Genomic DNA, 20,527 nt, shown 5'->3' on the forward strand with positions numbered 1-20,527 from the left:
CGCCCGGTGAGGGACTTTTTAAACCAGCACCTGCCGCGTACTGGCGATGTATTCGTGCACCAGCTTCTCGGCACTGGGGTGAATCATCTCCACCGGGCGTCGGCCGTTGGGGCAAGGCAGGGTCGGCGTGGTACCGAACAGACGGCAAATCAGCGGCCGCTCCTCATACACCGTGCAGCCATTGGGCCCCAGATGCACACAGTCAAGCTCGTCCATCGCAGCTTCCTGCTCGGCGGCTGTCTTGCGCGGCAAGCGGGCCATTTCTTCGGATGAGGTGGTCACGGGCCCGCAGCAGTCATGGCAACCCGGCACGCATTCGAACGAGGGAATTTGCTGCCGAAGAAAGCGGATCTTGTGACTGTTGCAGCTCATCCAGGATTTACCGATTTTGAAAAGGCCGTAGAGTCTGCCTGAAAACCCTTACCCTAGACAGCGCCGCCCGGCTGTTCTTGCCCCTTTGGAATGGCACGGCTTATGCTCCGTCAAATTTTCCAAACATCAATAATCAGGATTACGCACATGAGCGCCCCGGTTCAGCGCAGCCAGCACACTGCTTCTTATTACGCCGCCAGCAGCTTGCCGCAGCCCGATCATCCGGTGCTGCAAGGCGAACTGATAGCTGATGTGTGCGTGGTAGGCGGTGGCTTTTCTGGCCTGAATACTGCGCTGGAGCTGGCCGAGCGCGGCATGAGCGTGATCCTGCTCGAAGCCTGCAAGATCGGTTGGGGTGCCAGCGGGCGCAATGGCGGTCAGTTGATTCGCGGTGTCGGCCATGGCCTTGAGCAATTTGAAGGCATTATCGGCAAGGATGGTGTCCGGCAAATGAAGCTGATGGGGCTGGAGGCGGTGGAGATCGTTCGCCAGCGCGTCGAGCGGTTCAACATTGCATGCGACCTGACCTGGGGTTATTGCGACCTGGCCAATAAACCACGGGACCTTGAAGGCTTTGCCGAAGAAGCCCAAGAGCTGCGCAGTTTGGGCTATCGCCATGAAACCCGGCTGCTGCAAGCCAACGAAGTCCACAGTGTGGTGGGCTCTGATCGTTATGTCGGGGGGCTTGTCGACATGGGGTCGGGGCATTTGCACCCGCTCAACCTTGCCCTGGGCGAAGCGGCGGCAGCTGCGCAACTGGGTGTGAGGCTGTTCGAAAATTCCGCGGTGACCCGGATAGATTATGGCCCCGAAGTGCGGGTACACACGGCGCAGGGCTCGGTGCGGGCCAAAAGCCTGGTGCTGGGTTGCAACGCTTATCTCAAGGATCTCAACCCGCAACTCAGTGGCAAAGTGCTGCCTGCGGGGAGTTACATCATCGCTACCGAGCCGTTGAGTGAAGCTCAGGCCCGGGCTTTGCTGCCGCAAAACATGGCAGTGTGCGATCAACGTGTAGCGCTGGATTACTACCGGCTTTCGGCGGATCGACGCTTGCTGTTTGGTGGCGCCTGCCATTACTCGGGGCGCGATCCGCAGGATATTGCGGCGTATATGCGCCCCAAAATGCTCGAAGTGTTCCCGCACCTCAAAGACGTGAAAATTGATTACCAGTGGGGCGGCATGATCGGTATCGGTGCCAACCGCTTGCCACAAATCGGCCGCCTGCATGATCAACCCAACGTGTATTACGCCCAGGCGTATTCAGGGCACGGGGTTAATGTGACTCACCTGGCGGGCAAGTTGCTGGCCGAGGCCATTAGTGGCCAGCACAGTAACGGCTTTGACCTGTTCGCCAAGGTCCCGCACATCACCTTCCCCGGCGGCAAATACCTGCGCTCGCCGCTGCTGGCGCTGGGGATGCTCTGGCATCGGCTTAAAGAGCTGGGTTAACAGCCCAAAGCCGAACGGGTGGGAGCGGGCTTGCTTGCGATGGCATCAGCGCGGGGGTTCTTAAAGGCCACGGCGCCTGCATCGCGAGCAAGCCCGCTGCCACAACAAAGCCAGTTTTGTGTAGGCATCTGTATCTTCACGAACGCCAAAACGGTTTGCAGCCTTCTCGCTGGGCCATTTCGCGACTCAAACCCACGTCCCGCAGTTGCTGTGCGTCCAGGTTGAGCAACACGCGGCGGCTGCGCGCGCGGTGCCAGAACAGGCCCCAGCGCCCAAGGCTGGCAGGGGTGCTGACGATTTGACGGGTTTCATGCTCAGCCAGTAATTCCTGGCTGCGCAGTGTCAGGCGCACATCACTCAAACCATTCATCAAACAGCTCCTTTTGACTCGATTCCCATGAGTCAGCATGATGGCCTTGTGCTGAAAACCATGACAGATTCAGCAAAATCCTTTTACATGCATACAGATTCGGCTTTTCAGGCGCTGAATCCTCTGTTTCCCTTCGATCTGTACTGGTCCACCCTTCGGGAGCTCTGCCATGACCCTTTACGTCAACCTCGCCGACTTGCTGGGCACGCGCATCGAGCAGGGGTTTTATCGCCCTGGCGACCGCTTGCCTTCGGTGCGGGCGTTAAGCGCCGAGCATGGCGTGAGCCTGAGCACAGTGCAGCAGGCGTATCGGTTGCTGGAGGACAACGGCCTGGCTTTGCCGCGGCCCAAGTCCGGGTACTTTGTGCCCGTGGACCGTGAGTTGCCGGCGTTGCCCGGCATGGGTAAACCGGCCCAGCGGCCGGTGGAAATTTCGCAGTGGGAACAGGTGCTGGAGCTGGTGCGTTCCGTGCCACAAAAGGACGTGATCCAGCTGGGGCGCGGCATGCCCGACGTCACCACGCCGACCATCAAGCCCCTGTTACGCAGCCTGGCGCAGATCAGCCGGCGCCTGGATTTACCTGGCCTGTATTACGACAACGTCTACGGGGTGCTGGGCTTGCGCGAACAGTTGGCGCGCCTGCTGCTCGACTCGGGCTGTCAGCTTGGGGCCGAGGACCTGGTGATTACCACGGGATGCCATGAAGCGCTGTCGTGCAGCATTCGCGCAGTGTGCGAACCCGGTGACATCGTGGCGGTCGACTCGCCGAGCTTTCATGGCGCCATGCAAACCCTCAAAGGGCTGGGGATGAAAGCGCTGGAGATCCCCACCGATCCGCTGACGGGCATCAGCCTCGAAGCGCTGGAGCTGGCGCTGGAGCAGTGGCCGATCAAGGCGATCCAGATCACGCCCAGCTGCAACAACCCGCTGGGCTACATCATGCCCGAGGCCCGCAAACGGGCGCTGGTGACCCTGGCCCAGCGTTTTGATGTGGCCATTATCGAAGACGATGTGTACGGCGAACTGGCCTACACCTACCCTCGCCCGCGCACGATAAAGTCCTTCGATGATGATGGCCGGGTCCTGCTGTGCAGTTCATTCTCCAAAACCCTGGCCCCCGGTTTGCGCGTGGGCTGGGTTGCGCCGGGGCGCTATCTGGAGCGGGTGCTGCACATGAAATACATCAGCACCGGTTCCACGGCGCCGCAACCGCAACTGGCGATTGCCGACTTTTTGAAGAACGGCCATTTCGAGCCGCACCTGCGCAAAATGCGCAGTCAATATCAGCGCAATCGCGACCTGATGCTGGGCTGGATCAGTCGCTACTTTCCGCCCGGAACCCGTGCCAGCCGGCCCCAGGGCAGTTTCATGCTGTGGCTGGAACTGCCGCAAGGTTTTGACAGCCTGCGCCTGAACCGGGAGCTGCTGGAGCAAGGGGTGCAGATTGCGGTGGGCAGCATTTTCTCGGCCTCGGGCAAGTACCGTAATTGCCTGCGCATGAACTACGCTGCAAAGCCTACGCCGCAGATCGAAGATGCGGTGCGCAAAGTGGGGATGGCGGCCAGTAAGCTGTTGGCAGAAACTGTTTAATCATCCCCCGTGACGCTGCCCTGAGGCTCTACACGTTGAAATCACTCTGTGCATTGTTTTTGGCTGTATCGCTGGGAGGTTGTGTCACCTTGGACGTACCCCGTGAGTCAACCCAGGCGTTGCCGGCCGCAGACTCGGCCTTTGGCCGTTCGATCCAGGCCCAGGCCGCGCCCTATCAGGGCCGCTCGGGGTTCCGCCTGTTGCCCAACAGCGGTGAGGCCTTCAGGGCGCGGGCGGAGCTGATCCGCAACGCCCAGAGCAGCATCGATTTGCAGTACTACATCGTCCACGACGGGCTCAGTACGCGCATGTTGATAGACGAACTGCTCAAGGCGGCAGATCGCGGGGTGCGGGTGCGAATCCTGCTCGATGACACCGCCAGTGACGGGCTGGACGATATTCTGGCAACCCTTGCGGCTCATCCCAATATCCAGGTCCGGCTGTTCAACCCGCTGCAACTGGGGCGCAGTACGGGTGTAACCCGGGCCATGGGGCGGCTGTTCAACCTCTCGCGCCAACACCGACGCATGCACAACAAACTCTGGCTGGCCGATAACAGCGTGGCGATTGTGGGCGGGCGCAATTTGGGCGATGAGTATTTCGATGCCAAGCCCGAGCTGAATTTCACCGATATCGACTTGCTCAGCGTTGGCCCGGTGGCCGAGCAATTGGGCCACAGCTTCGATCAATACTGGAACAGCGCCCTCAGTCAGCCCATTGGCGACTTTGTGTCGTCGCACGTGTCCGCGCATGAGCTGAGCAAGGCGCGCAAAAAACTGGATGCTTCGCTCAAGCGGGCGCAGCAGCGCAACACCGCGCTGTACCAGCAACTGGCCTCTTTTGAGAGCAACCCGCAACTGGAGGTGTGGCGCAAAGAGCTGATCTGGGCCTGGAATCAGGCGCTGTGGGATGCGCCGAGCAAGGTGCTGGCCCGGGACGAGCCTGACGCTCACTTGCTGCTGACTACGCAACTGGCGCCGGAACTGGCCGGGGTGAACAAGGAGCTGATCCTGGTTTCGGCCTACTTTGTACCGGGTGAAACCGGCCTGGTGTACCTCACAGGCCGTGCCGATGCGGGGGTCGATGTACGTTTATTGACCAACTCCCTGGAAGCCACAGACGTGCCCGCAGTGCACGGCGGTTATGCGCCCTATCGCAAAGCGTTGCTGGAGCATGGGGTCAAACTCTTCGAGCTGCGACGCCAGCCGGGCAGCAGCGCGGGCAGCGGCCCGCATTTGTTCAAGCACGGGATGAGTTCGGATTCGAGCCTGCACAGCAAGGCGATGATTTTTGATCAGCAGAAATCGTTCATCGGTTCGTTCAATTTTGACCCGCGTTCGGGCCTGTGGAACACCGAGGTCGGCGTGTTGGTGGACAGCCCTGAACTGGCCGCCGAGGCCCGCAAGCTGGCGCTGCAAGGCATGGCCCCGGCCTTGAGTTATGAGCCGCAGTTGGAGCAGGGCAAGATCGTATGGGTGACTGAAGACAATGGCCAGTTGCACACCTTGCACCATGAGCCGGGCAACTGGTGGCGCCGGCTCAATGCGTGGTTCAGCAAAAGTGTGGGGCTGGAAAGGATGTTGTAGCTTACGACGCAGTTGCCTGCTCTGCCCCGAATGCCCCTTGGCGCAGCACCAGAATCACCAGCACCAAAGCCCCGGCGGCCATGAACAGCGGCAAGGAATGCCCGCTGATCCACTGGCTGCCCGCGCCTGCGGCCAATGGCCCGATCAGGCAGCCGATGCCCCACAGTTGCGCGACATGGGCGTTGGCGCGCACCAGGGCGTCGTCGCGGTAGCGCTCGCCGATCAGGATCAGCGACAGGGTGAACAGGCCGCCGGCGCTGGCACCGAAGATCACCCACAACGGCCAGATCAGCAGCGTATTGAGCAGGAACGGTACCGCCAGGCTCGACAGCATCAGCAGCACTGCGCAGCCGGTAAACAATGACCGGCGGGACAGGCGGTCGGCCAGCGCGCCAATCGGCAGTTGCAGCAGGGCGTCGCCCACTACCACGGTGCTGACCATCGCCAGTGCGATATCGGCGGTAAAGCCCTGGCGCAGGCAGTAGATGGGCAACAGCGTCAGAATCATCGCCTCAAAGGCAGCAAACAGCGCTACGGCCCATGCAATCGCCGGCAAGCCCCGACAGAACCCCAGTAAATCCTTGAAGGTCACGCTGCATGATTCAGTAGTAGGCGCGCCGTCGCGACCCATCAGCAGCAAGGGTGCCAGGGTCAGCAACGCAACGCCGATCCAGAACCCGTAGTCGTCTTCGGAGCCGACAAGGCCCAGCAGCAGCGGCCCGGACAGTTGGCTCAAGGCATAGGCCGAGCCATACAGCGCCACCAGGCGGCCACGCCATTGCTCGACCACCAGCTGGTTGATCCAGCTTTCGCCGAGAATAAAGATGATCGTGAGCACCACTCCGATCAGCAGTCGCAGCACCAGCCACACCGGGTAGCTGGGCAATATGGCCAGCAAGCCGATGGACAGCGCACCACACCACAGGCACAAGCGCATCAGGCCGGGCGTGCCGAAGCGGGCGGCCAGTTTGCTGGCCACGCTGGCGCCGACGAGTACGCCTATGGCCGGCATGGCTGCCATCACGCCAATCGCAAACCCGCCATAGCCCCAGCTTTCGAGCCGGAACGATACCAGCGGCATGCTCACGCCCAGTGCCAGGCCGACACTGAGAACCGAGGCCAGCACGGCGAAATAAGTCGCCCAACGCATGTCTGTGCTCCTGTGGATAACTAAATTCTGTTGTGTAAAACCAGTGTGGGAGCGAGCCTGCTCGCGAAGAAAGCACAGCGGTCTGTCAGTCAGACCCGGTGCTGCCATCGCGAGCAGGCTCGCTCCCACAAGGTGTAGCGTTTAGATTTTTACAGCTTGATCCAGGTGGACTTCAGCTCGGTGTATTTGTCGAACGCGTGCAGTGACTTGTCACGGCCGTTGCCCGACTGTTTGAACCCGCCAAACGGAGCGGTCATGTCGCCGCCATCGTACTGGTTGACCCAAACGCTGCCGGCACGCAGTGCCTTGGCGGTCAGGTGAGCCTTGGAGATGTCCGCTGTCCAGACCGCAGCGGCCAGGCCGTAGGGCGTGTCGTTGGCAATCTGGATGGCTTCTTCGGCTGTGTCGAAGGTGATAACCGACAGCACCGGGCCGAAGATTTCTTCCTGGGCGATTTTCATCGCGTTGCTAACGCCGTCGAAAATGGTCGGTTCAACATAGGTTCCGCCGGTTTCTTGCAGGATCTGATTCCCGCCTGCTACCAGTTTTGCGCCTTCGCTGTGGCCGGACTTGATGTACGACAGCACGGTATTCATTTGCTGGGTATCCACCAGGGCACCCACGGTGGTGGCCGGGTCCAGCGGGTTGCCGGGCTTCCAGCCTTTGAGGGCTTGGATCACCAGTGGCAGGAACTTGTCCTTGATCGAACGCTCGACCAGCAGGCGCGAACCGGCGGTGCAGACTTCGCCCTGGTTGAAGGCGATGGCGCTGGCCGCAGATTCGGCCGCAGCTTGCAGGTCCGGGGCGTCGGCGAAGACGATGTTGGGGCTCTTGCCGCCGGCTTCAAGCCAGACGCGCTTCATGTTGGACTCGCCGGAATAGATCATCAGTTGCTTGGCGATCTTGGTCGAGCCGGTGAACACCAGGGTATCGACGTCCATGTGCAGGGCCAGGGCTTTGCCTACGGTGTGACCATAGCCCGGCAGCACGTTGAGCACGCCCGAAGGGATACCGGCTTCAACGGCCAGAGCTGCGATACGGATGGCAGTCAGCGGGGATTTTTCGGACGGCTTGAGGATCACCGAGTTGCCGGTCGACAGTGCAGGCCCCAGTTTCCAGCAGGCCATCATCAGCGGGAAGTTCCACGGCACGATGGCCGCAACAACGCCCACTGGCTCGCGAGTCACCAGGCCCAGCTGGTTGTGCGGAGTGGCAGCGACTTCATCGTAGATCTTGTCGATGGCTTCACCGCTCCAGCTCAACGCACCGGCGGCGCCAGGTACGTCGATGCCCAGGGAGTCACTGATGGGCTTGCCCATGTCCAGGGTTTCAAGCAAGGCCAGTTCTTCGGCATTTTGCTTGAGCAGGCCGGCGAAACGAATCATGGTGGCTTTGCGCTTGGCCGGAGCCAGTCGCGACCACACGCCGGACTCAAAGGTTTTGCGTGCGTTTTCTACGGCGCGCTGGGCGTCGGCGGCATCGCAGCTGGCAACTTTACCCAGCAAGCGGCCATCAACCGGGCTGAGGCACTCGAACGTTTCATTGGAGACTGCGGCGGTGTATTCACCGTTGATGTAGGCGCGGCCTTCGATCTTCAGCTGTTGGGCCCGTTGTTCCCAGTCAGCACGCGTCAGGGTGGTCATTCGAGTGTCCTCCTCTTATTGAAATGGAAGTGCCACCCTAAACCAGTGGCCCTGGAACTTTCAATATATTTGACACATGCGGCGCAAACGGCATGGCTTGTTCGTTTTAATAAACATAGACTTTGGTCTTTCTGGCCACATACACCGCAATTTCGGGGGGACAAGAACCATGAGCATCGCAACCATCGTCGATTTCAGCACTGCCAACACCCAGGCTGACCGCTTCAGCCCGGCACCGGAAAAAGTGCTCAAGGGCGCCCCCGAACAAGTTATCCACAACCACTACAACAGCCCGTGCGGGCAGATGAGTGCCGGGGTGTGGGAAGGGGCTGTGGGACAGTGGACGGTCAATTACACCGAGCACGAATATTGCGAAATCGTGCAAGGCGTTTCAGTTCTTCGTGACCATGAAGGTAACGCCAAGACCCTCCGGGCTGGCGATCGTTTTGTCATACCGGCAGGGTTTAGCGGGACATGGGAAGTGTTGGAGCCGTGTCGGAAAATTTACGTAGTCTTTGAACAGAAGTCTTGAAACTACTGATTTAGAGCGCCTGAAAGCCCCGCCATCTGTTGATGGCGGGGCTTTTTTGTTTCCGTCCCCCGGGCCTTCGGGGCATAAATTCAGAAACACCTCGGCATAACCGGCGGCACCAATTTGGGCCAGTATCTGGAGGTGCCAACAACGGCACGGGGCACCCATGGAATGGACAGGCCCTTGGCGTTATCGCTCATTCTTGACGTTATTAAAAAGGAAGCCTTATGTCTGACTCTACTGTTTCAAGAGGTCTTGTTCTGGCGGTCAGTGTTGTTCTGGGCGCTTGCTCGATGCCGGCGATGGCTGACCAGCCCGGGCAGTGCAAAGCCTTTACCATCAACTTTCCGGTTGCGCCTGAAGCAACGCCTGCCCTGCTGGAAATGCTGCGCAAGGAATCGGGTGCAACAGAGGTTCGCCTTGAAGTGCCCGGCAAGGGTTATACGAAGGACTATCGGTATGATCGTCTTCGCGTGATCGTCGATGAGAACAACATCATGCAGAAGTACATGTGCGGCTGAGGATGGCGGCACAGGCTGAATGACAGGCAACAAAAAAGGCCCGTATCGTGAGATATGGGCCTTTTTTGTAAGAAGTAAAACCAATTACTTGATTTTGGCTTCTTTGTAGATCACGTGCTTGCGTACCCGCGGATCGAATTTTTTGATTTCGATTTTGTCCGGAGTGGTGCGCTTGTTCTTATCAGTGGTGTAGAAATGGCCTGTACCAGCGCTCGACACCAAACGGATCAATTCACGCATGATTAGCTCCCTTAGATCTTGCCAGCACGGCGGATTTCGGCCAGCACGACAGTAATGCCACGCTTGTCGATGATACGCATGCCTTTAGCAGATACGCGCAGACGCACGAAACGTTTCTCTTCTTCAACCCAGAAGCGGTGATGCTGCAGGTTCGGCAGGAAACGACGACGGGTTTTGTTATTTGCGTGGGAAATGTTATTCCCAGTCACCGGACCCTTACCGGTAACTTGACAGACTCTCGACATGCCTCAGCCCTCTAAAACCACATGCCCAACCCGGCATGGGTTGGCCGCTTAATCTCTCAGTCATGGCGCCAGGCGCCGCGTTTCTTTAAGGGTCTTACCGGCTACACCTACAAAAGCAGGAACCGGGCCCCTAGAAAAGAGCGCTGCTTTATACCAGAAAGACTAAAGAGCAACAACAAGCAGTGTGATTTGGTGTGATTAATGAAGCTGCCATTTTAACGCCAATCCACGCGGCGTCTATGCCTGACTGGATTTTACCGCTCGTCGCAGGGTGCGATGTTTGAGGTGCAAATGTCATCTTGTAGCCGCTGCCGAAGGCTGCGATCGAGCGCGTAGCGGTCGCGTTTTCACGATTATTCAAGGCCCTGCGGGCCTTTTCGCAGCCTGCGACAGCGGCTACAGAGCATCGTCTGCCATTAAAAAGTAGTCATTTGAGTATCGGAACACTAGGGTAGGACTTTTCCAGACTGCACTTGCAGATGGTCCTCATCGACTTGTACAGGAAACAGATCATGCGCCTCGCTGCCATCCCCTTTTTGCTTGCCTTTGGCTTGAGCCCGTTGGCCCAGGCAGCCACCTTGAGCGTTTGCACCGAGGCCAGCCCTGAAGGGTTCGATGTGGTGCAGTACAACTCTCTCAGTACCACCAATGCCTCGGCAGACGTGCTGATGAACCGTCTGGTGGGCTTTGACGCCCAGGCAGCCCGGTTGATGCCGGAGCTGGCGCAAAGCTGGTCAGTGTCCCCTGATGGGCTTGTGTACGACTTCAAGCTGCGCCCCGGGGTCAAGTTTCACAGCACACCTTACTTCACGCCAACCCGTGAGTTGAATGCAGAAGACGTGCGCTTCAGCTTCGAGCGCATGCTGAACCCCGCCAACCCGTGGCACAAGGTGGCGCAAAGCGGTTTCCCCCACGCGCAATCCTTGCAGTTGCCTGAGCTGATCAAGAAGATCGAAACCCCGGACCCGCTGACGGTTCGCTTTACACTCAGCCGCCCGGATTCAACCTTTTTGCCGGCGCTGAGCATGGGTTTTGCGTCGATCTACTCGGCCGAATACGCCGACAAGCTGATGAAAGCCGGCACCCCGGAGCTGATGAACAGCCAGCCGATCGGTACCGGGCCTTTCGTGTTCAACCGTTTCCAGAAAGATGCCGTGGTGCGCTACAAGGCCAACCCGGACTACTTTGCGGGCAAGCCCGCGGTTGATGGACTGATTTTTGCCATCACCCCTGACGCCAACGTGCGTCTGCAAAAACTGCGGCGCAATGAGTGCCAGATTGCACTCTCGCCCAAGCCGCTGGATGTGGAAGCGGCCAGCAAAGACCCCGAGTTGTCGGTGACTCGAACCCCGGCCTTCATGACGGCGTTTGTGGCCATTAACAGCCAGCATCCACCACTGGACAAGCCAGAGGTGCGCCAGGCCATCAACCTGGCCTTCGACAAGAACACCTACCTCAAGGCCGTATTCGAGAACAGCGCGCAGGCGGCCAACGGCATTTATCCCGCCACCACCTGGAGTTATGCCAAGGACTTGCCAGGGTATGCCCATGACCCGAAAAAGGCCCGCGAACTGCTGGCCAGGGCCGGGCTTAAAGACGGGTTTAAAACCACTATCTGGACGCGCCCCACCGGCAGCGTGCTAAACCCTAACCCGAGTCTGGGCGCGCAGTTGCTGCAGGCTGATCTGGCTCAGATCGGGATCAAGGCGGATATCCGGGTTATCGAGTGGGGCGAGTTGATCCGCCGCGCCAAGGCGGGCGAGCACGACCTGCTGTTTATGGGCTGGGCGGGTGACAACGGCGACCCGGATAACTTCCTGACGCCGCAATTTTCGTGTGCGGCAGTGAAGTCCGGAACCAACTTTGCGCGCTATTGCGACAAGACTCTGGATGGTTTGATCAGCCAGGGCAAAACCCTCAGCGATCAGGACAAGCGCAGTGCGCTGTATCAAAAGGCTCAAGAACTGATTCAGCAGCAGGCCTTGTGGCTGCCGCTGGCACATCCAACGGCCTACGCACTAACCCGAAGTGATGTGCAGGGCTATCAGGTGAGTCCTTTTGGACGTCAGGACTTTTCGACGGTCAGCCTTAAGCCCTGAGCCTTACATACAGCCGTATTCGACCATCGAAAGCGGTTCGCCATCACCGACGATGAAGTGATCCAGCACCCGCACTTCGATCAGATCCAGCGCCTCGGTGAGGCGCTTGGTCAGCGTGCGGTCGGCCTGGCTGGGGTCGGTGATGCCCGAGGGGTGGTTGTGGCAAAAGATCACCGCTGCCGCGTTATGAGCAAGGGCGCGCTTGACCACCTGGCGCGGGTAAACGCTGGCGCTGTCGATGGAGCCCCGAAACAGCACTTCAAAGGCCAGCATGCGGTGTTTGGAGTCCAGGAACAGACAGCCGAAGACTTCGTGGGGCTCATGGCGCAGAAGCGACTTCAGGTAGTCGCGAACCGCTTGCGGGCTCTCTAGCGCGGAGTCGCGGCGCAGGCGTTCGGCCAAGTGGCGACGGCTCATTTCCAGTACCGCTTGCAGCTGGCTGAACTTGGCGGGCCCCAGCCCGAGCTGGCGGCAAAATGCCTGAATATCGGCCTCCAGCAAGGCCCGCAGGCTGCCGAATTCACAGAGTAAATGACGCGCCAGGTCGACTGCGCTTTTGCCCGAAACCCCGGTACGCAGGAAGATGGCCAGCAGTTCGGCGTCGGAAAGGCTGGCTGATCCGTGCTCCAAAAGCTTCTCTCGCGGACGTTCCGCCGCGGGCCAGTCTCTTATGCTCATAACACCTCCTTGTGAGTTCCCTGACGGTCGCTGTGTTATCTTAGCCCATCATTTTTGCGTGGCATTTGGCCATTTTCCGCGCAGTCATCATCGAACTAAAAGGCAGGCCTATGCAGCGGCTGTATCGAAAACGCATTGTTTTGGGCGTCGGCGGCGGCATTGCTGCTTACAAGAGTGCAGAGCTGGTTCGCCGCCTGCTCGATCAAGGCGCAGAAGTGCGCGTTGTCATGACCCGTGGCGGCAGTGAGTTCATCACCCCCCTCACCATGCAGGCCCTGTCCGGGCACCCCGTTCATCTGGACTTGCTCGACCCTGCGGCAGAAGCCGCCATGGGTCATATCGAGCTGGCCAAGTGGGCGGACCTGGTGCTGATCGCGCCCGCGACGGCCGACCTGATCGCCCGTCTTGCCCAAGGCCTGGCGAATGATCTGCTGACCACGCTGGTACTCGCCACCGATGCAACGGTGGCCATCGCGCCTGCGATGAACCAGGCCATGTGGCGTGACCCGGCGACCCAGGCCAATACCCGATTGCTTGAAAGTCGCGGTCTGCGCGTGTTTGGCCCGGCCTCCGGGAGCCAGGCCTGTGGTGACGTGGGCTTTGGTCGCATGCTCGAAGCCGATGACCTGGTGCACTGCGCCGCCGAGTGCTTCCAGCGTCAGTTGCTGACCGGCAAGCACGTGCTGATCACGGCTGGCCCGACCCAGGAAAATATCGATCCGGTGCGTTACATCACCAACCACAGCTCCGGAAAAATGGGCTTTGCCCTGGCCGAAGCGGCGGTTGAAGCCGGTGCCCGCGTGACCCTGATTACCGGCCCGGTACATTTGCCGACCCCGGACCGGGTTAGCCGCATCGACGTGGTCAGTGCCCGTGACATGCTCGCAGCCTGTGAGGCGGCGATCCCGTGTGACGTGTTTATTGCCTCTGCGGCGGTTGCCGACTACCGCCCGGAAGTCGTTGCCCCGCAAAAACTCAAGAAAGACCCTACCAAGGGCGACGGCCTGTTGCTGCAGATGGTGCGCAACCCGGACATTCTGGCCACTATCGCTTCGCGCCCGGATCGCCCTTTTAGTGTCGGCTTCGCCGCAGAGACCGAGCACCTGCTCGATTACGCTGCGCGCAAGCTGAAGGACAAAAACCTCGACCTGATTGTCGCCAACGATGTGGCTAACCCCAGCATTGGCTTCAACAGTGAGGAAAACGCGTGCAGCGTGATTGACCGCGAACTGCACGCCACTGTGTTTGCCCAGACCAGCAAGGGCAAGATTGCCCGCCAGCTGATCACTTTTATCGCCGAACGTCTGAACCAGGTTTAACTCGTATGCACGCTTTGCAAGCCAAGATCCTCGACCCACGCATTGGTAACGAATTCCCGCTGCCGCAGTACGCCACGCCCGGTTCCGCCGGTCTTGACCTGCGCGCCATGCTTAAACAAGACACTGTTCTGGAGCCGGGCCAGACCCTGCTGATCCCGACCGGCCTGTCGGTGTACATCGGCGATCCGGGCCTTGCCGCGCTGATCCTGCCGCGCTCGGGCCTGGGCCACAAGCACGGCATCGTGCTGGGCAACCTGGTGGGTCTGATCGACTCTGACTACCAGGGTGAATTGATGGTTTCGTGCTGGAACCGTGGCCAGACCGCATTCAACATCACAATCGGCGAGCGTATCGCTCAGCTGGTGCTGGTGCCGGTGGTACAGGCGCACTTTGAGCTGGTCGAAGAGTTCGACGAAAGCCAGCGTGGCGCTGGTGGTTTTGGCCATTCCGGCAAGCTCTGAGCATGCAGTGTCAGGTCAGGCGTTCTGCCTGACCGCTTCAGCGTATCCCTCCGAACCCTCTGAGCGTGGAGTCCCCCTGCAATGAGTAGCCCAGCGTCGGTCGCACCCAAATTCCCTGACAGCATTTTTCGCGCTTACGACATTCGTGGCGTGGTGCCAGAAACGTTGACGGCTGAAACCGCGTACTGGATTGGCCGTGCCATAGGTGCTGAGAGCCTGGCCAAGGGTGAACCCCATGTGTCGGTGGGTCGCGACGGGCGTTTGTCTGGCCCTGAATTGGTCGAGCGTTTGATCCGGGGTGTGGCGGACAGCGGTTGCCAGGTCAGTGATGTGGGCCTGGTGCCGACGCCTGCGCTGTATTACGCAACCCATGTGTTGGCGGGCAAATCGGGCGTGATGCTCACGGGAAGCCACAATCCGCCGAACTACAACGGTTTTAAGATCGTGATCGCGGGCGATACGCTGGCCGACGAACAAATTCAGGCGCTGCATACACGTCTGAAAACCAACGACCTGACCTGGGGCGCAGGCAGCATTGAGCGCGTTGATATTTTGCCGCGCTACGCCGATGTGATTACCGGGGACATCAAGCTGGCCAGGCGCTTGAAGGTGGTTGTGGACTGCGGCAACGGCGTCGCCGGTGTGATCGCGCCGCAACTGATCGAAGCCCTGGGCTGTGAAGTCATCCCGTTGTTCTGCGAGGTGGACGGTAATTTTCCCAACCACCATCCAGACCCGAGCAAGCCGCAAAACCTGCTGGACTTGATTGCCACAGTCAAGGCAAACCATGCCGATATCGGGTTGGCCTTCGATGGTGATGCCGACCGTGTGGGCGTGGTAACCAACGCGGGCACCATGGTGTTTGCGGACCGCCTGCTGATGTTGTTCGCTCAGGATGTGCTGGAACGCAACCCGGCGGCCGAGGTCATTTTCGATGTGAAGTGCACTCGTCGCCTGATCCCGCTGATCAAGGAGCGGGGCGGCCGCCCACTGATGTGGAAGACCGGCCATTCATTGATCAAAAAGAAGATGAAAGAAACCGGTGCCTTGCTCGCCGGTGAAATGAGCGGGCATATCTTTTTCAAAGAACGCTGGTTCGGTTTCGATGACGGTATTTACAGCGCCGCGCGCCTGCTGGAGATCCTCAGCAAGCGCCAGGAGACGTGCGAAGAGCTGTTTGAGGCTTTCCCGAACGATATTTCCACGCCTGAGATCAATATCGATGTGACGGATGAGAGCAAATTCAGCATCATTGATGCCCTGCACGACGCCCAATGGGGTGACGGCGCCGAGCTGACGTCCATTGATGGTGTGCGGGTCGACTACCCGCATGGCTGGGGCCTGGTTCGCGCGTCCAATACCACACCGGTGCTGGTGCTGCGATTTGAGGCCGAAACCGAGGCCGAACTGCAACGTATCAAGGACGTCTTTCACGCCCAACTCAAGCGTGTGGCCCCTGATCTCCAACTACCGTTTTGATCGACTTGTTCTACCGGAGCCCTGAATGACCCTCGAACGTGATGCCGCCTCCAACGTCGCCAAGGTTTTGTCCGAAGCGTTGCCCTACATTCGCCGTTACGTCGGCAAGACGCTGGTGATCAAATACGGCGGCAACGCCATGGAGAACGACGAGCTTAAAACCGGTTTTGCCCGTGACATCGTGTTGATGAAGGCCGTGGGTATCAACCCGGTCGTGGTTCACGGTGGCGGGCCGCAAATCGGTGATCTGCTCAAGCGTTTGTCCATCGAGAGTCATTTCATCGACGGTATGCGCGTGACCGACTCGCAGACCATGGACGTGGTTGAGATGGTGCTCGGTGGCCATGTGAACAAGGAAATCGTCAACCTGATCAATCGCCATGGCGGCAGCGCCATCGGCCTGACGGGTAAAGACGCCACGCTGATCCGGGCCAAGAAAATGGTAGTAACCCGCCAGACGCCAGAAATGACCTCCCCGGAAATCATCGACTTCGGTCATGTGGGTGAAGTGGTCGGGATCAACACGGACCTGCTGCACATGCTGACCAAGGGTGATTTCATCCCGGTCATCGCGCCCATTGGTGTGGGTGAAAACGGCGAGTCCTACAACATCAACGCCGATCTGGTGGCGGGTAAAGTCGCCGAGGCACTGAAAGCTGAAAAGCTGATGCTGCTGACCAACATCGCTGGCTTGATGGACAAGCAGGGCAAGGTGCTGACCGGCCTGACCACTGCCCAGGTGGACGACCTGATCGCCGATGGCACCATCTACGGCGGCATGCTGCCGAAAATCCGCTGTGCGCTGGAAGCCGTGCAAGGTGGCGTGACCACGGCGCATATCGTCGACGGTCGTGTACCGAACGCGGTACTGCTGGAAATCTTTACCGACACCGGTGTGGGTACGCTGATCACCAACAGCAAATCGGTTTAAACCGAACTGAAAAAGCCCCGCCCGGCGATTGCCGGGCGGGGCTTTTTTATGGGGGCTGTGCGGGTTTAGATCCCGTACTGCGCCCGGTACGCTTCAACGGCTGGCAGGTATTGCTTGAGCGTTTCGTCTTCGGCCAGGTACTGCAAAACCTGGTTCAACGACACGATGCTGATAACCGGAATCCCGAAGTCGCGTTCGACTTCCTGGATTGCCGACAGCTCGCCATTGCCACGTTCCTGACGGTTCAAGGCAATCATCACGCCCGCGGCCTTGGCGCCTTGGGCCTGAATGATCTGCATGACTTCACGGATGGCGGTGCCGGCCGTGATCACGTCGTCGATGATCAGGATATCGCCTTCGAGCGGCGAGCCAACCAGGCTGCCACCTTCGCCGTGTGCCTTGGCTTCCTTGCGGTTGAAGCACCATGGAAGATCGCGGTCGTGGTGCTCGGCCAGGGCGACAGCTGTGGTCGCGGCCAGGGGGATGCCCTTGTAGGCCGGGCCAAACAGCACGTCGAAGGAAATGCCGCTGTCAACGATGGCCGCTGCATAGAAGCGCCCCAACTGAGCCAGCGCAGAGCCTGTGTTGAACAGGCCGGCATTGAAGAAGTAAGGACTGGTACGCCCCGACTTCAGGGTGAACTCACCGAAGCGCAGTACGCCGCGATCGATGGCAAAACGGATGAAGTCGCGCTGATACGCTTGCATGAAAAATGCCCCAGATACCACGGATTTAGCTAATTAGTAAGACCGCGTGTATCATACACGCACGTGATTTTTGGGGCCATTTATGCGGATCATCAGTGTGAACGTCAATGGTATTCAGACGGCAGTCGAGCGCGGTTTGCTCAGTTGGCTGCAAGCTCAGAATGCCGACGTTATCTGCCTGCAGGACACCCGCGCCTCCGCCTTTGAACTGGACGATCCAGCTTACCAGCTCGATGGCTACTTTCTTTATGCCTGCGAAGCTGAAGTCCCTGCCCAAGGCGGTGTGGCTTTGTACTCGCGGTTGCAACCGAAAGCAGTCATCACTGGGCTGGGCTTTGAGACGGCCGATCGCTACGGGCGCTACCTGCAAGCCGATTTCGATAAGGTCAGCATCGCGACCTTGCTGCTCCCTTCGGGGCAGAACGGCGATGAAGACTTGAATCAAAAATTCAAGCTAATGGACGATTTTGCACGCTACCTTGACAAGCAGCGCCGCAAACGTCGTGAGTACATCTACTGCGGCTCGTTGTATGTGGCGCAGCAGAAGCTCGACATTAAAAACTGGCGCGACAGCCAGCAATCGCCTGGTTTCCTGGCGCCTGAACGGGCCTGGATGGATGAGATTGTCGGCAACATGGGCTATGTCGATGCCCTGCGTGAAGTCAGCCGTGAAGGTGACCAGTACAGCTGGTGGCCGGACAACGAACAGGCCGAGATGCTGAACCTGGGCTGGCGTTTCGACTATCAGTTGCTGACACCGGGCTTGCGTCGCTTTGTACGAAGCGCTCGTTTGCCGCGTCAGCCACGCTTCTCGCAACATGCGCCATTGATCGTGGACTACGACTGGACACTGACAATCTAAGTGTCTTTTCGTTGATACAAAAAAGCCGACATCGCTGTCGGCTTTTTTGTGGGCGCTGATTTACTTGAGCGGACGCCAGGTGAAGGGGTAGCGGTACACCACCCCGTCATTGGCCTTGACGCCTGCAATCACCACCAGCACCACAGCGCCGATCAGCACCAGGCCGAGCAGGGCGAAGCCGATCAGAACGAACATCAGCACGTAGCAAATAGCCGAAGCAATCGCCACGGTGATCTGAAAGTTCAGCGCTTCCTTGCCCTGGTCGTCGATAAAGGGGTCGCTCTCGCGTTTCATCTGCCACAGGATCAGCGGGCCGATCAGGCTGCCAAACGGAAACCACATCCCGAGGAACGCGGAGAAGTGACAAAACATGGCCCATTTGCGAGCGTCGCGGCTCGGTTCGGGTTTTGAAAGGTCCAGCTCACTCATGGCGTTCTCCGGGTAGTTGTTAAGACTTGGACAATCAATCCGCCAATGCAGCTTGCTGCAGGGCGAAAATTTCGTTCATGCCTTTTTGTGCCAGTGCGAGCATGGCGTTCAGCTCTTCAGGCTGGAACGGCGCGCCTTCGGCGGTGCCCTGAACTTCGATGAAACCACCGGAACTGGTCATTACTACGTTCAGGTCGGTTTCGGCTGCCGAATCTTCAGGGTAGTCCAGGTCAAGTACCGGTACGCCCTGATACATGCCTACCGATACGGCTGCGATCATCTGCTTGATAGGGTCGCCGCCTTTGAGGCCGCCACGCTTCTTGATGATTTTCAGTGCGTCGACCAGTGCAACCATGGCACCGGTGATGGAGGCGGTGCGGGTGCCGCCGTCAGCCTGGATCACGTCGCAGTCGACGTACAGGGTGATATCGCCCAGCTTGGACATGTCCAGCGCTGCACGCAGGGAGCGGCCGATCAGGCGCTGGATTTCCAGGGTGCGCCCGCCTTGCTTGCCGCGGCTGGCTTCACGCTGGTTACGGTCGCCGGTAGCGCGTGGGAGCATGCCGTACTCGGCAGTCAGCCAGCCCTGGCCCTGGCCTTTAAGGAAACGCGGCACGCCGTTCTCGACGCTGACGGTGCAGATGACTTTGGTGTCACCGAACTCGACCAGTACAGAACCCTCTGCGTGTTTGGTGTAGTTGCGGGTGATGCGGATCGGACGGAGCTGATCGGCAACGCGACCACTTGGACGTTTCATGTGGGATACCTGTACGGGACGGAAAACTGCCGAGCATTATAAAGGAAAGGCCATGGCTGCGCAGGGCGCGTCTGTAGTCGCTGACGCGTAACGAAGGGCGCAGTCGGGCGATACGGGTGCTTAAACGTATTTACGACCGACGTCATTTGGGGCAGTTGGCCGCACTGCGCTACAATCTGGCGCCTAAATTGCCGTCAGGCTTAATTCATTGAATCGCGAGGTACCGTCCATGGTGCATAGCATGACCGCCTTTGCCCGCGTCGAAAGCGCCGGCACTCAGGGCACCCTGAGTTGGGAGCTGCGTTCGGTCAACAGCCGCTACCTGGAGCCGCACCTGCGTCTGCCTGAATCGTTCCGTGACCTGGAAGGTGCCGTGCGTGAAGCGCTGCGTCAGGGGATCTCCCGGGGCAAGCTGGAATGCACGCTGCGTTTCACCGAAGAAACCACGGGCAAGCCCTTGCAGGTTGATCGTGAACGCGCGGCGCAACTGGTGGCCGCCGCCGAAACCATCGCGAGCCTGATCAAGCAGCCGGCTGCACTCAACCCGCTGGAAGTACTGGCCTGGCCTGGTGTTCTGGTGGCTGATGCCAGCGACCCGCAAGCCCTGAACAGCCAGGCGCTGGCGCTGTTCAAGCAAGGTCTGCAAGAGCTCAAAAGTGGCCGCGAGCGCGAAGGCGCGGAGCTGGCCCGCTTGATCAGCGAGCGCTTGAGCGCCATTGAAAGCGATGTCGACACCCTGCGCGAACTGGTACCGCAGATGCTCGCCACCCAGCGTCAAAAAGTGCTCGATCGCTTTGCCGACATGAAGGCCGAGCTTGATCCGCAGCGTCTTGAGCAAGAAATGGTCATGCTGGCGCAAAAAAGTGATGTGGCCGAAGAGCTGGACCGCCTGAGCACCCATATTCTTGAGGTGCGTCGCGTGCTCAAGTCGGGTGGTGCCGCGGGTCGTCGTCTGGACTTCCTGATGCAAGAGCTTAACCGAGAGGCCAATACCCTGGGCTCCAAGGCATTCGATCCACGCAGCACTCAAGCGGCGGTCAACCTCAAGGTGTTGATCGAGCAGATGCGTGAACAAGTACAGAATATTGAGTAAGGCATCCCCTGAC

21 protein-coding genes and 1 pseudogene are annotated in these 20,527 nt (G+C 59.3%); 12 read left to right on the plus strand and 10 right to left on the minus strand.

Going from position 1 to position 20,527, the window contains the following annotated elements:
- Nucleotides 1–18 precede the first annotated feature (18 nt).
- On the minus strand, nt 19–372 hold the full coding sequence (locus ACZRMS_RS04870; RefSeq protein WP_463994351.1) for a YkgJ family cysteine cluster protein: 354 nt from the start codon (nt 370–372) through the stop codon (nt 19–21).
- A gap of 147 nt (nt 373–519) precedes the next feature.
- On the opposite strand from ACZRMS_RS04870, the gene ACZRMS_RS04875 reads away from it, so the two are divergent.
- Nucleotides 520–1,821 (plus strand): NAD(P)/FAD-dependent oxidoreductase, encoded by a 1,302-nt coding sequence (locus ACZRMS_RS04875; RefSeq protein ID WP_463994352.1) that lies wholly within the window; start codon nt 520–522, stop codon nt 1,819–1,821.
- Between the two features lie 136 nt (nt 1,822–1,957).
- On the opposite strand, the gene ACZRMS_RS04880 is transcribed toward ACZRMS_RS04875, so the two are convergent.
- Nucleotides 1,958–2,191 (minus strand): DUF1127 domain-containing protein, encoded by a 234-nt coding sequence (locus ACZRMS_RS04880; protein WP_463994353.1) that lies wholly within the window; start codon nt 2,189–2,191, stop codon nt 1,958–1,960.
- A 169-nt stretch (nt 2,192–2,360) separates the two neighbouring features.
- Here ACZRMS_RS04880 and ACZRMS_RS04885 point away from each other — a divergent pair, with 169 nt between their 5' ends.
- On the plus strand, nt 2,361–3,782 hold the full coding sequence (locus ACZRMS_RS04885; RefSeq protein ID WP_463994354.1) for an aminotransferase-like domain-containing protein: 1,422 nt from the start codon (nt 2,361–2,363) through the stop codon (nt 3,780–3,782).
- A 35-nt stretch (nt 3,783–3,817) separates the two neighbouring features.
- A complete protein-coding gene (locus ACZRMS_RS04890; RefSeq protein WP_463994355.1) occupies nt 3,818–5,368 on the plus strand; it encodes a phospholipase D family protein in 1,551 nt (516 codons plus the stop codon).
- Nucleotide 5,369: 1 nt separating this feature from the next.
- On the opposite strand, the gene ACZRMS_RS04895 is transcribed toward ACZRMS_RS04890, so the two are convergent.
- Both ACZRMS_RS04895 and ACZRMS_RS04900 read right to left on the minus strand, forming a co-directional pair.
- Nucleotides 5,370–6,518 (minus strand): MFS transporter, encoded by a 1,149-nt coding sequence (locus tag ACZRMS_RS04895; RefSeq protein WP_463994356.1) that lies wholly within the window; start codon nt 6,516–6,518, stop codon nt 5,370–5,372.
- Between the two features lie 149 nt (nt 6,519–6,667).
- Nucleotides 6,668–8,161: an aldehyde dehydrogenase gene (locus ACZRMS_RS04900; protein WP_463994357.1), complete on the minus strand. Its 1,494-nt coding sequence runs from the start codon at nt 8,159–8,161 to the stop codon at nt 6,668–6,670.
- Between the two features lie 169 nt (nt 8,162–8,330).
- On the opposite strand from ACZRMS_RS04900, the gene ACZRMS_RS04905 reads away from it, so the two are divergent.
- Both ACZRMS_RS04905 and ACZRMS_RS04910 read left to right on the plus strand, forming a co-directional pair.
- Complete coding sequence (locus ACZRMS_RS04905) at nt 8,331–8,693, plus strand: cupin domain-containing protein (protein WP_463994358.1); 363 nt, start codon at nt 8,331–8,333, stop codon at nt 8,691–8,693.
- Between the two features lie 227 nt (nt 8,694–8,920).
- Nucleotides 8,921–9,214: an I78 family peptidase inhibitor gene (locus ACZRMS_RS04910; RefSeq protein ID WP_463994359.1), complete on the plus strand. Its 294-nt coding sequence runs from the start codon at nt 8,921–8,923 to the stop codon at nt 9,212–9,214.
- An 84-nt stretch (nt 9,215–9,298) separates the two neighbouring features.
- Here the strand turns inward: ACZRMS_RS04910 and rpmG are convergent, their stop codons facing one another.
- Complete coding sequence (gene rpmG / locus ACZRMS_RS04915; RefSeq protein WP_003437824.1) at nt 9,299–9,454, minus strand: 50S ribosomal protein L33; 156 nt, start codon at nt 9,452–9,454, stop codon at nt 9,299–9,301.
- Between the two features lie 11 nt (nt 9,455–9,465).
- A complete protein-coding gene (gene rpmB / locus ACZRMS_RS04920; protein WP_019410280.1) occupies nt 9,466–9,699 on the minus strand; it encodes a 50S ribosomal protein L28 in 234 nt (77 codons plus the stop codon).
- A gap of 512 nt (nt 9,700–10,211) precedes the next feature.
- Here rpmB and ACZRMS_RS04925 point away from each other — a divergent pair.
- Nucleotides 10,212–11,798: an ABC transporter substrate-binding protein gene (locus tag ACZRMS_RS04925; protein ID WP_463994360.1), complete on the plus strand. Its 1,587-nt coding sequence runs from the start codon at nt 10,212–10,214 to the stop codon at nt 11,796–11,798.
- Nucleotides 11,799–11,801: 3 nt separating this feature from the next.
- On the opposite strand, the gene radC is transcribed toward ACZRMS_RS04925, so the two are convergent.
- Complete coding sequence (gene radC / locus ACZRMS_RS04930; RefSeq protein ID WP_463994361.1) at nt 11,802–12,476, minus strand: RadC family protein; 675 nt, start codon at nt 12,474–12,476, stop codon at nt 11,802–11,804.
- Between the two features lie 110 nt (nt 12,477–12,586).
- Between radC and coaBC the strand changes: the two genes are divergently transcribed.
- From coaBC to argB, 4 genes and pseudogenes are all read left to right on the plus strand, one after another.
- On the plus strand, nt 12,587–13,795 hold the full coding sequence (gene coaBC, locus ACZRMS_RS04935) for a bifunctional phosphopantothenoylcysteine decarboxylase/phosphopantothenate--cysteine ligase CoaBC (protein ID WP_048361376.1): 1,209 nt from the start codon (nt 12,587–12,589) through the stop codon (nt 13,793–13,795).
- A gap of 5 nt (nt 13,796–13,800) precedes the next feature.
- Nucleotides 13,801–14,256: a dUTP diphosphatase gene (dut, locus tag ACZRMS_RS04940; protein ID WP_019828201.1), complete on the plus strand. Its 456-nt coding sequence runs from the start codon at nt 13,801–13,803 to the stop codon at nt 14,254–14,256.
- A gap of 75 nt (nt 14,257–14,331) precedes the next feature.
- Nucleotides 14,332–15,735 (plus strand): annotated as a pseudogene (locus ACZRMS_RS04945) (phosphomannomutase/phosphoglucomutase); the annotation flags it as partial.
- A 25-nt stretch (nt 15,736–15,760) separates the two neighbouring features.
- Nucleotides 15,761–16,666 (plus strand): acetylglutamate kinase, encoded by a 906-nt coding sequence (gene argB, locus ACZRMS_RS04950; RefSeq protein WP_048361374.1) that lies wholly within the window; start codon nt 15,761–15,763, stop codon nt 16,664–16,666.
- Nucleotides 16,667–16,731: 65 nt separating this feature from the next.
- On the opposite strand, the gene pyrE is transcribed toward argB, so the two are convergent.
- A complete protein-coding gene (gene pyrE / locus ACZRMS_RS04955) occupies nt 16,732–17,373 on the minus strand; it encodes an orotate phosphoribosyltransferase (protein ID WP_016782697.1) in 642 nt (213 codons plus the stop codon).
- Nucleotides 17,374–17,455: 82 nt separating this feature from the next.
- Here pyrE and ACZRMS_RS04960 point away from each other — a divergent pair, with 82 nt between their 5' ends.
- On the plus strand, nt 17,456–18,235 hold the full coding sequence (locus ACZRMS_RS04960; protein ID WP_003437806.1) for an exodeoxyribonuclease III: 780 nt from the start codon (nt 17,456–17,458) through the stop codon (nt 18,233–18,235).
- Nucleotides 18,236–18,295: 60 nt separating this feature from the next.
- On the opposite strand, the gene ACZRMS_RS04965 is transcribed toward ACZRMS_RS04960, so the two are convergent.
- Nucleotides 18,296–18,664, minus strand: coding sequence for a DUF4870 domain-containing protein (locus ACZRMS_RS04965; RefSeq protein WP_463994362.1), 369 nt, complete (start codon nt 18,662–18,664; stop codon nt 18,296–18,298).
- A 34-nt stretch (nt 18,665–18,698) separates the two neighbouring features.
- Nucleotides 18,699–19,421 (minus strand): ribonuclease PH, encoded by a 723-nt coding sequence (gene rph / locus ACZRMS_RS04970; RefSeq protein ID WP_016782701.1) that lies wholly within the window; start codon nt 19,419–19,421, stop codon nt 18,699–18,701.
- Nucleotides 19,422–19,650: 229 nt separating this feature from the next.
- On the opposite strand from rph, the gene ACZRMS_RS04975 reads away from it, so the two are divergent.
- Nucleotides 19,651–20,514: a YicC/YloC family endoribonuclease gene (locus tag ACZRMS_RS04975; RefSeq protein ID WP_048361370.1), complete on the plus strand. Its 864-nt coding sequence runs from the start codon at nt 19,651–19,653 to the stop codon at nt 20,512–20,514.
- Nucleotides 20,515–20,527 lie beyond the last annotated feature (13 nt).

The sequence above is a fragment of the Pseudomonas sp. B424 genome (assembly GCF_055408345.1).

Bases quoted from the DNA above. Each gene is read 5' to 3' on its own strand.
- ACZRMS_RS04870 (WP_463994351.1), bottom strand. From the start codon at position 372: ATGAGCTGCAACAGTCACAAGATCCGCTTTCTTCGGCAGCAAATTCCC.
- ACZRMS_RS04875 (WP_463994352.1), top strand. From the start codon at position 520: ATGAGCGCCCCGGTTCAGCGCAGCCAGCACACTGCTTCTTATTACGCC.
- ACZRMS_RS04880 (WP_463994353.1), bottom strand. From the start codon at position 2,191: ATGAATGGTTTGAGTGATGTGCGCCTGACACTGCGCAGCCAGGAATTA.
- ACZRMS_RS04885 (WP_463994354.1), top strand. From the start codon at position 2,361: ATGACCCTTTACGTCAACCTCGCCGACTTGCTGGGCACGCGCATCGAG.
- ACZRMS_RS04895 (WP_463994356.1), bottom strand. From the start codon at position 6,518: ATGCGTTGGGCGACTTATTTCGCCGTGCTGGCCTCGGTTCTCAGTGTC.
- ACZRMS_RS04900 (WP_463994357.1), bottom strand. From the start codon at position 8,161: ATGACCACCCTGACGCGTGCTGACTGGGAACAACGGGCCCAACAGCTG.
- ACZRMS_RS04905 (WP_463994358.1), top strand. From the start codon at position 8,331: ATGAGCATCGCAACCATCGTCGATTTCAGCACTGCCAACACCCAGGCT.
- ACZRMS_RS04910 (WP_463994359.1), top strand. From the start codon at position 8,921: ATGTCTGACTCTACTGTTTCAAGAGGTCTTGTTCTGGCGGTCAGTGTT.
- rpmG (WP_003437824.1), bottom strand. From the start codon at position 9,454: ATGCGTGAATTGATCCGTTTGGTGTCGAGCGCTGGTACAGGCCATTTC.
- rpmB (WP_019410280.1), bottom strand. From the start codon at position 9,699: ATGTCGAGAGTCTGTCAAGTTACCGGTAAGGGTCCGGTGACTGGGAAT.
- ACZRMS_RS04925 (WP_463994360.1), top strand. From the start codon at position 10,212: ATGCGCCTCGCTGCCATCCCCTTTTTGCTTGCCTTTGGCTTGAGCCCG.
- radC (WP_463994361.1), bottom strand. From the start codon at position 12,476: ATGAGCATAAGAGACTGGCCCGCGGCGGAACGTCCGCGAGAGAAGCTT.
- coaBC (WP_048361376.1), top strand. From the start codon at position 12,587: ATGCAGCGGCTGTATCGAAAACGCATTGTTTTGGGCGTCGGCGGCGGC.
- dut (WP_019828201.1), top strand. From the start codon at position 13,801: ATGCACGCTTTGCAAGCCAAGATCCTCGACCCACGCATTGGTAACGAA.
- argB (WP_048361374.1), top strand. From the start codon at position 15,761: ATGACCCTCGAACGTGATGCCGCCTCCAACGTCGCCAAGGTTTTGTCC.
- pyrE (WP_016782697.1), bottom strand. From the start codon at position 17,373: ATGCAAGCGTATCAGCGCGACTTCATCCGTTTTGCCATCGATCGCGGC.
- ACZRMS_RS04960 (WP_003437806.1), top strand. From the start codon at position 17,456: ATGCGGATCATCAGTGTGAACGTCAATGGTATTCAGACGGCAGTCGAG.
- ACZRMS_RS04965 (WP_463994362.1), bottom strand. From the start codon at position 18,664: ATGAGTGAGCTGGACCTTTCAAAACCCGAACCGAGCCGCGACGCTCGC.
- rph (WP_016782701.1), bottom strand. From the start codon at position 19,421: ATGAAACGTCCAAGTGGTCGCGTTGCCGATCAGCTCCGTCCGATCCGC.
- ACZRMS_RS04975 (WP_048361370.1), top strand. From the start codon at position 19,651: ATGGTGCATAGCATGACCGCCTTTGCCCGCGTCGAAAGCGCCGGCACT.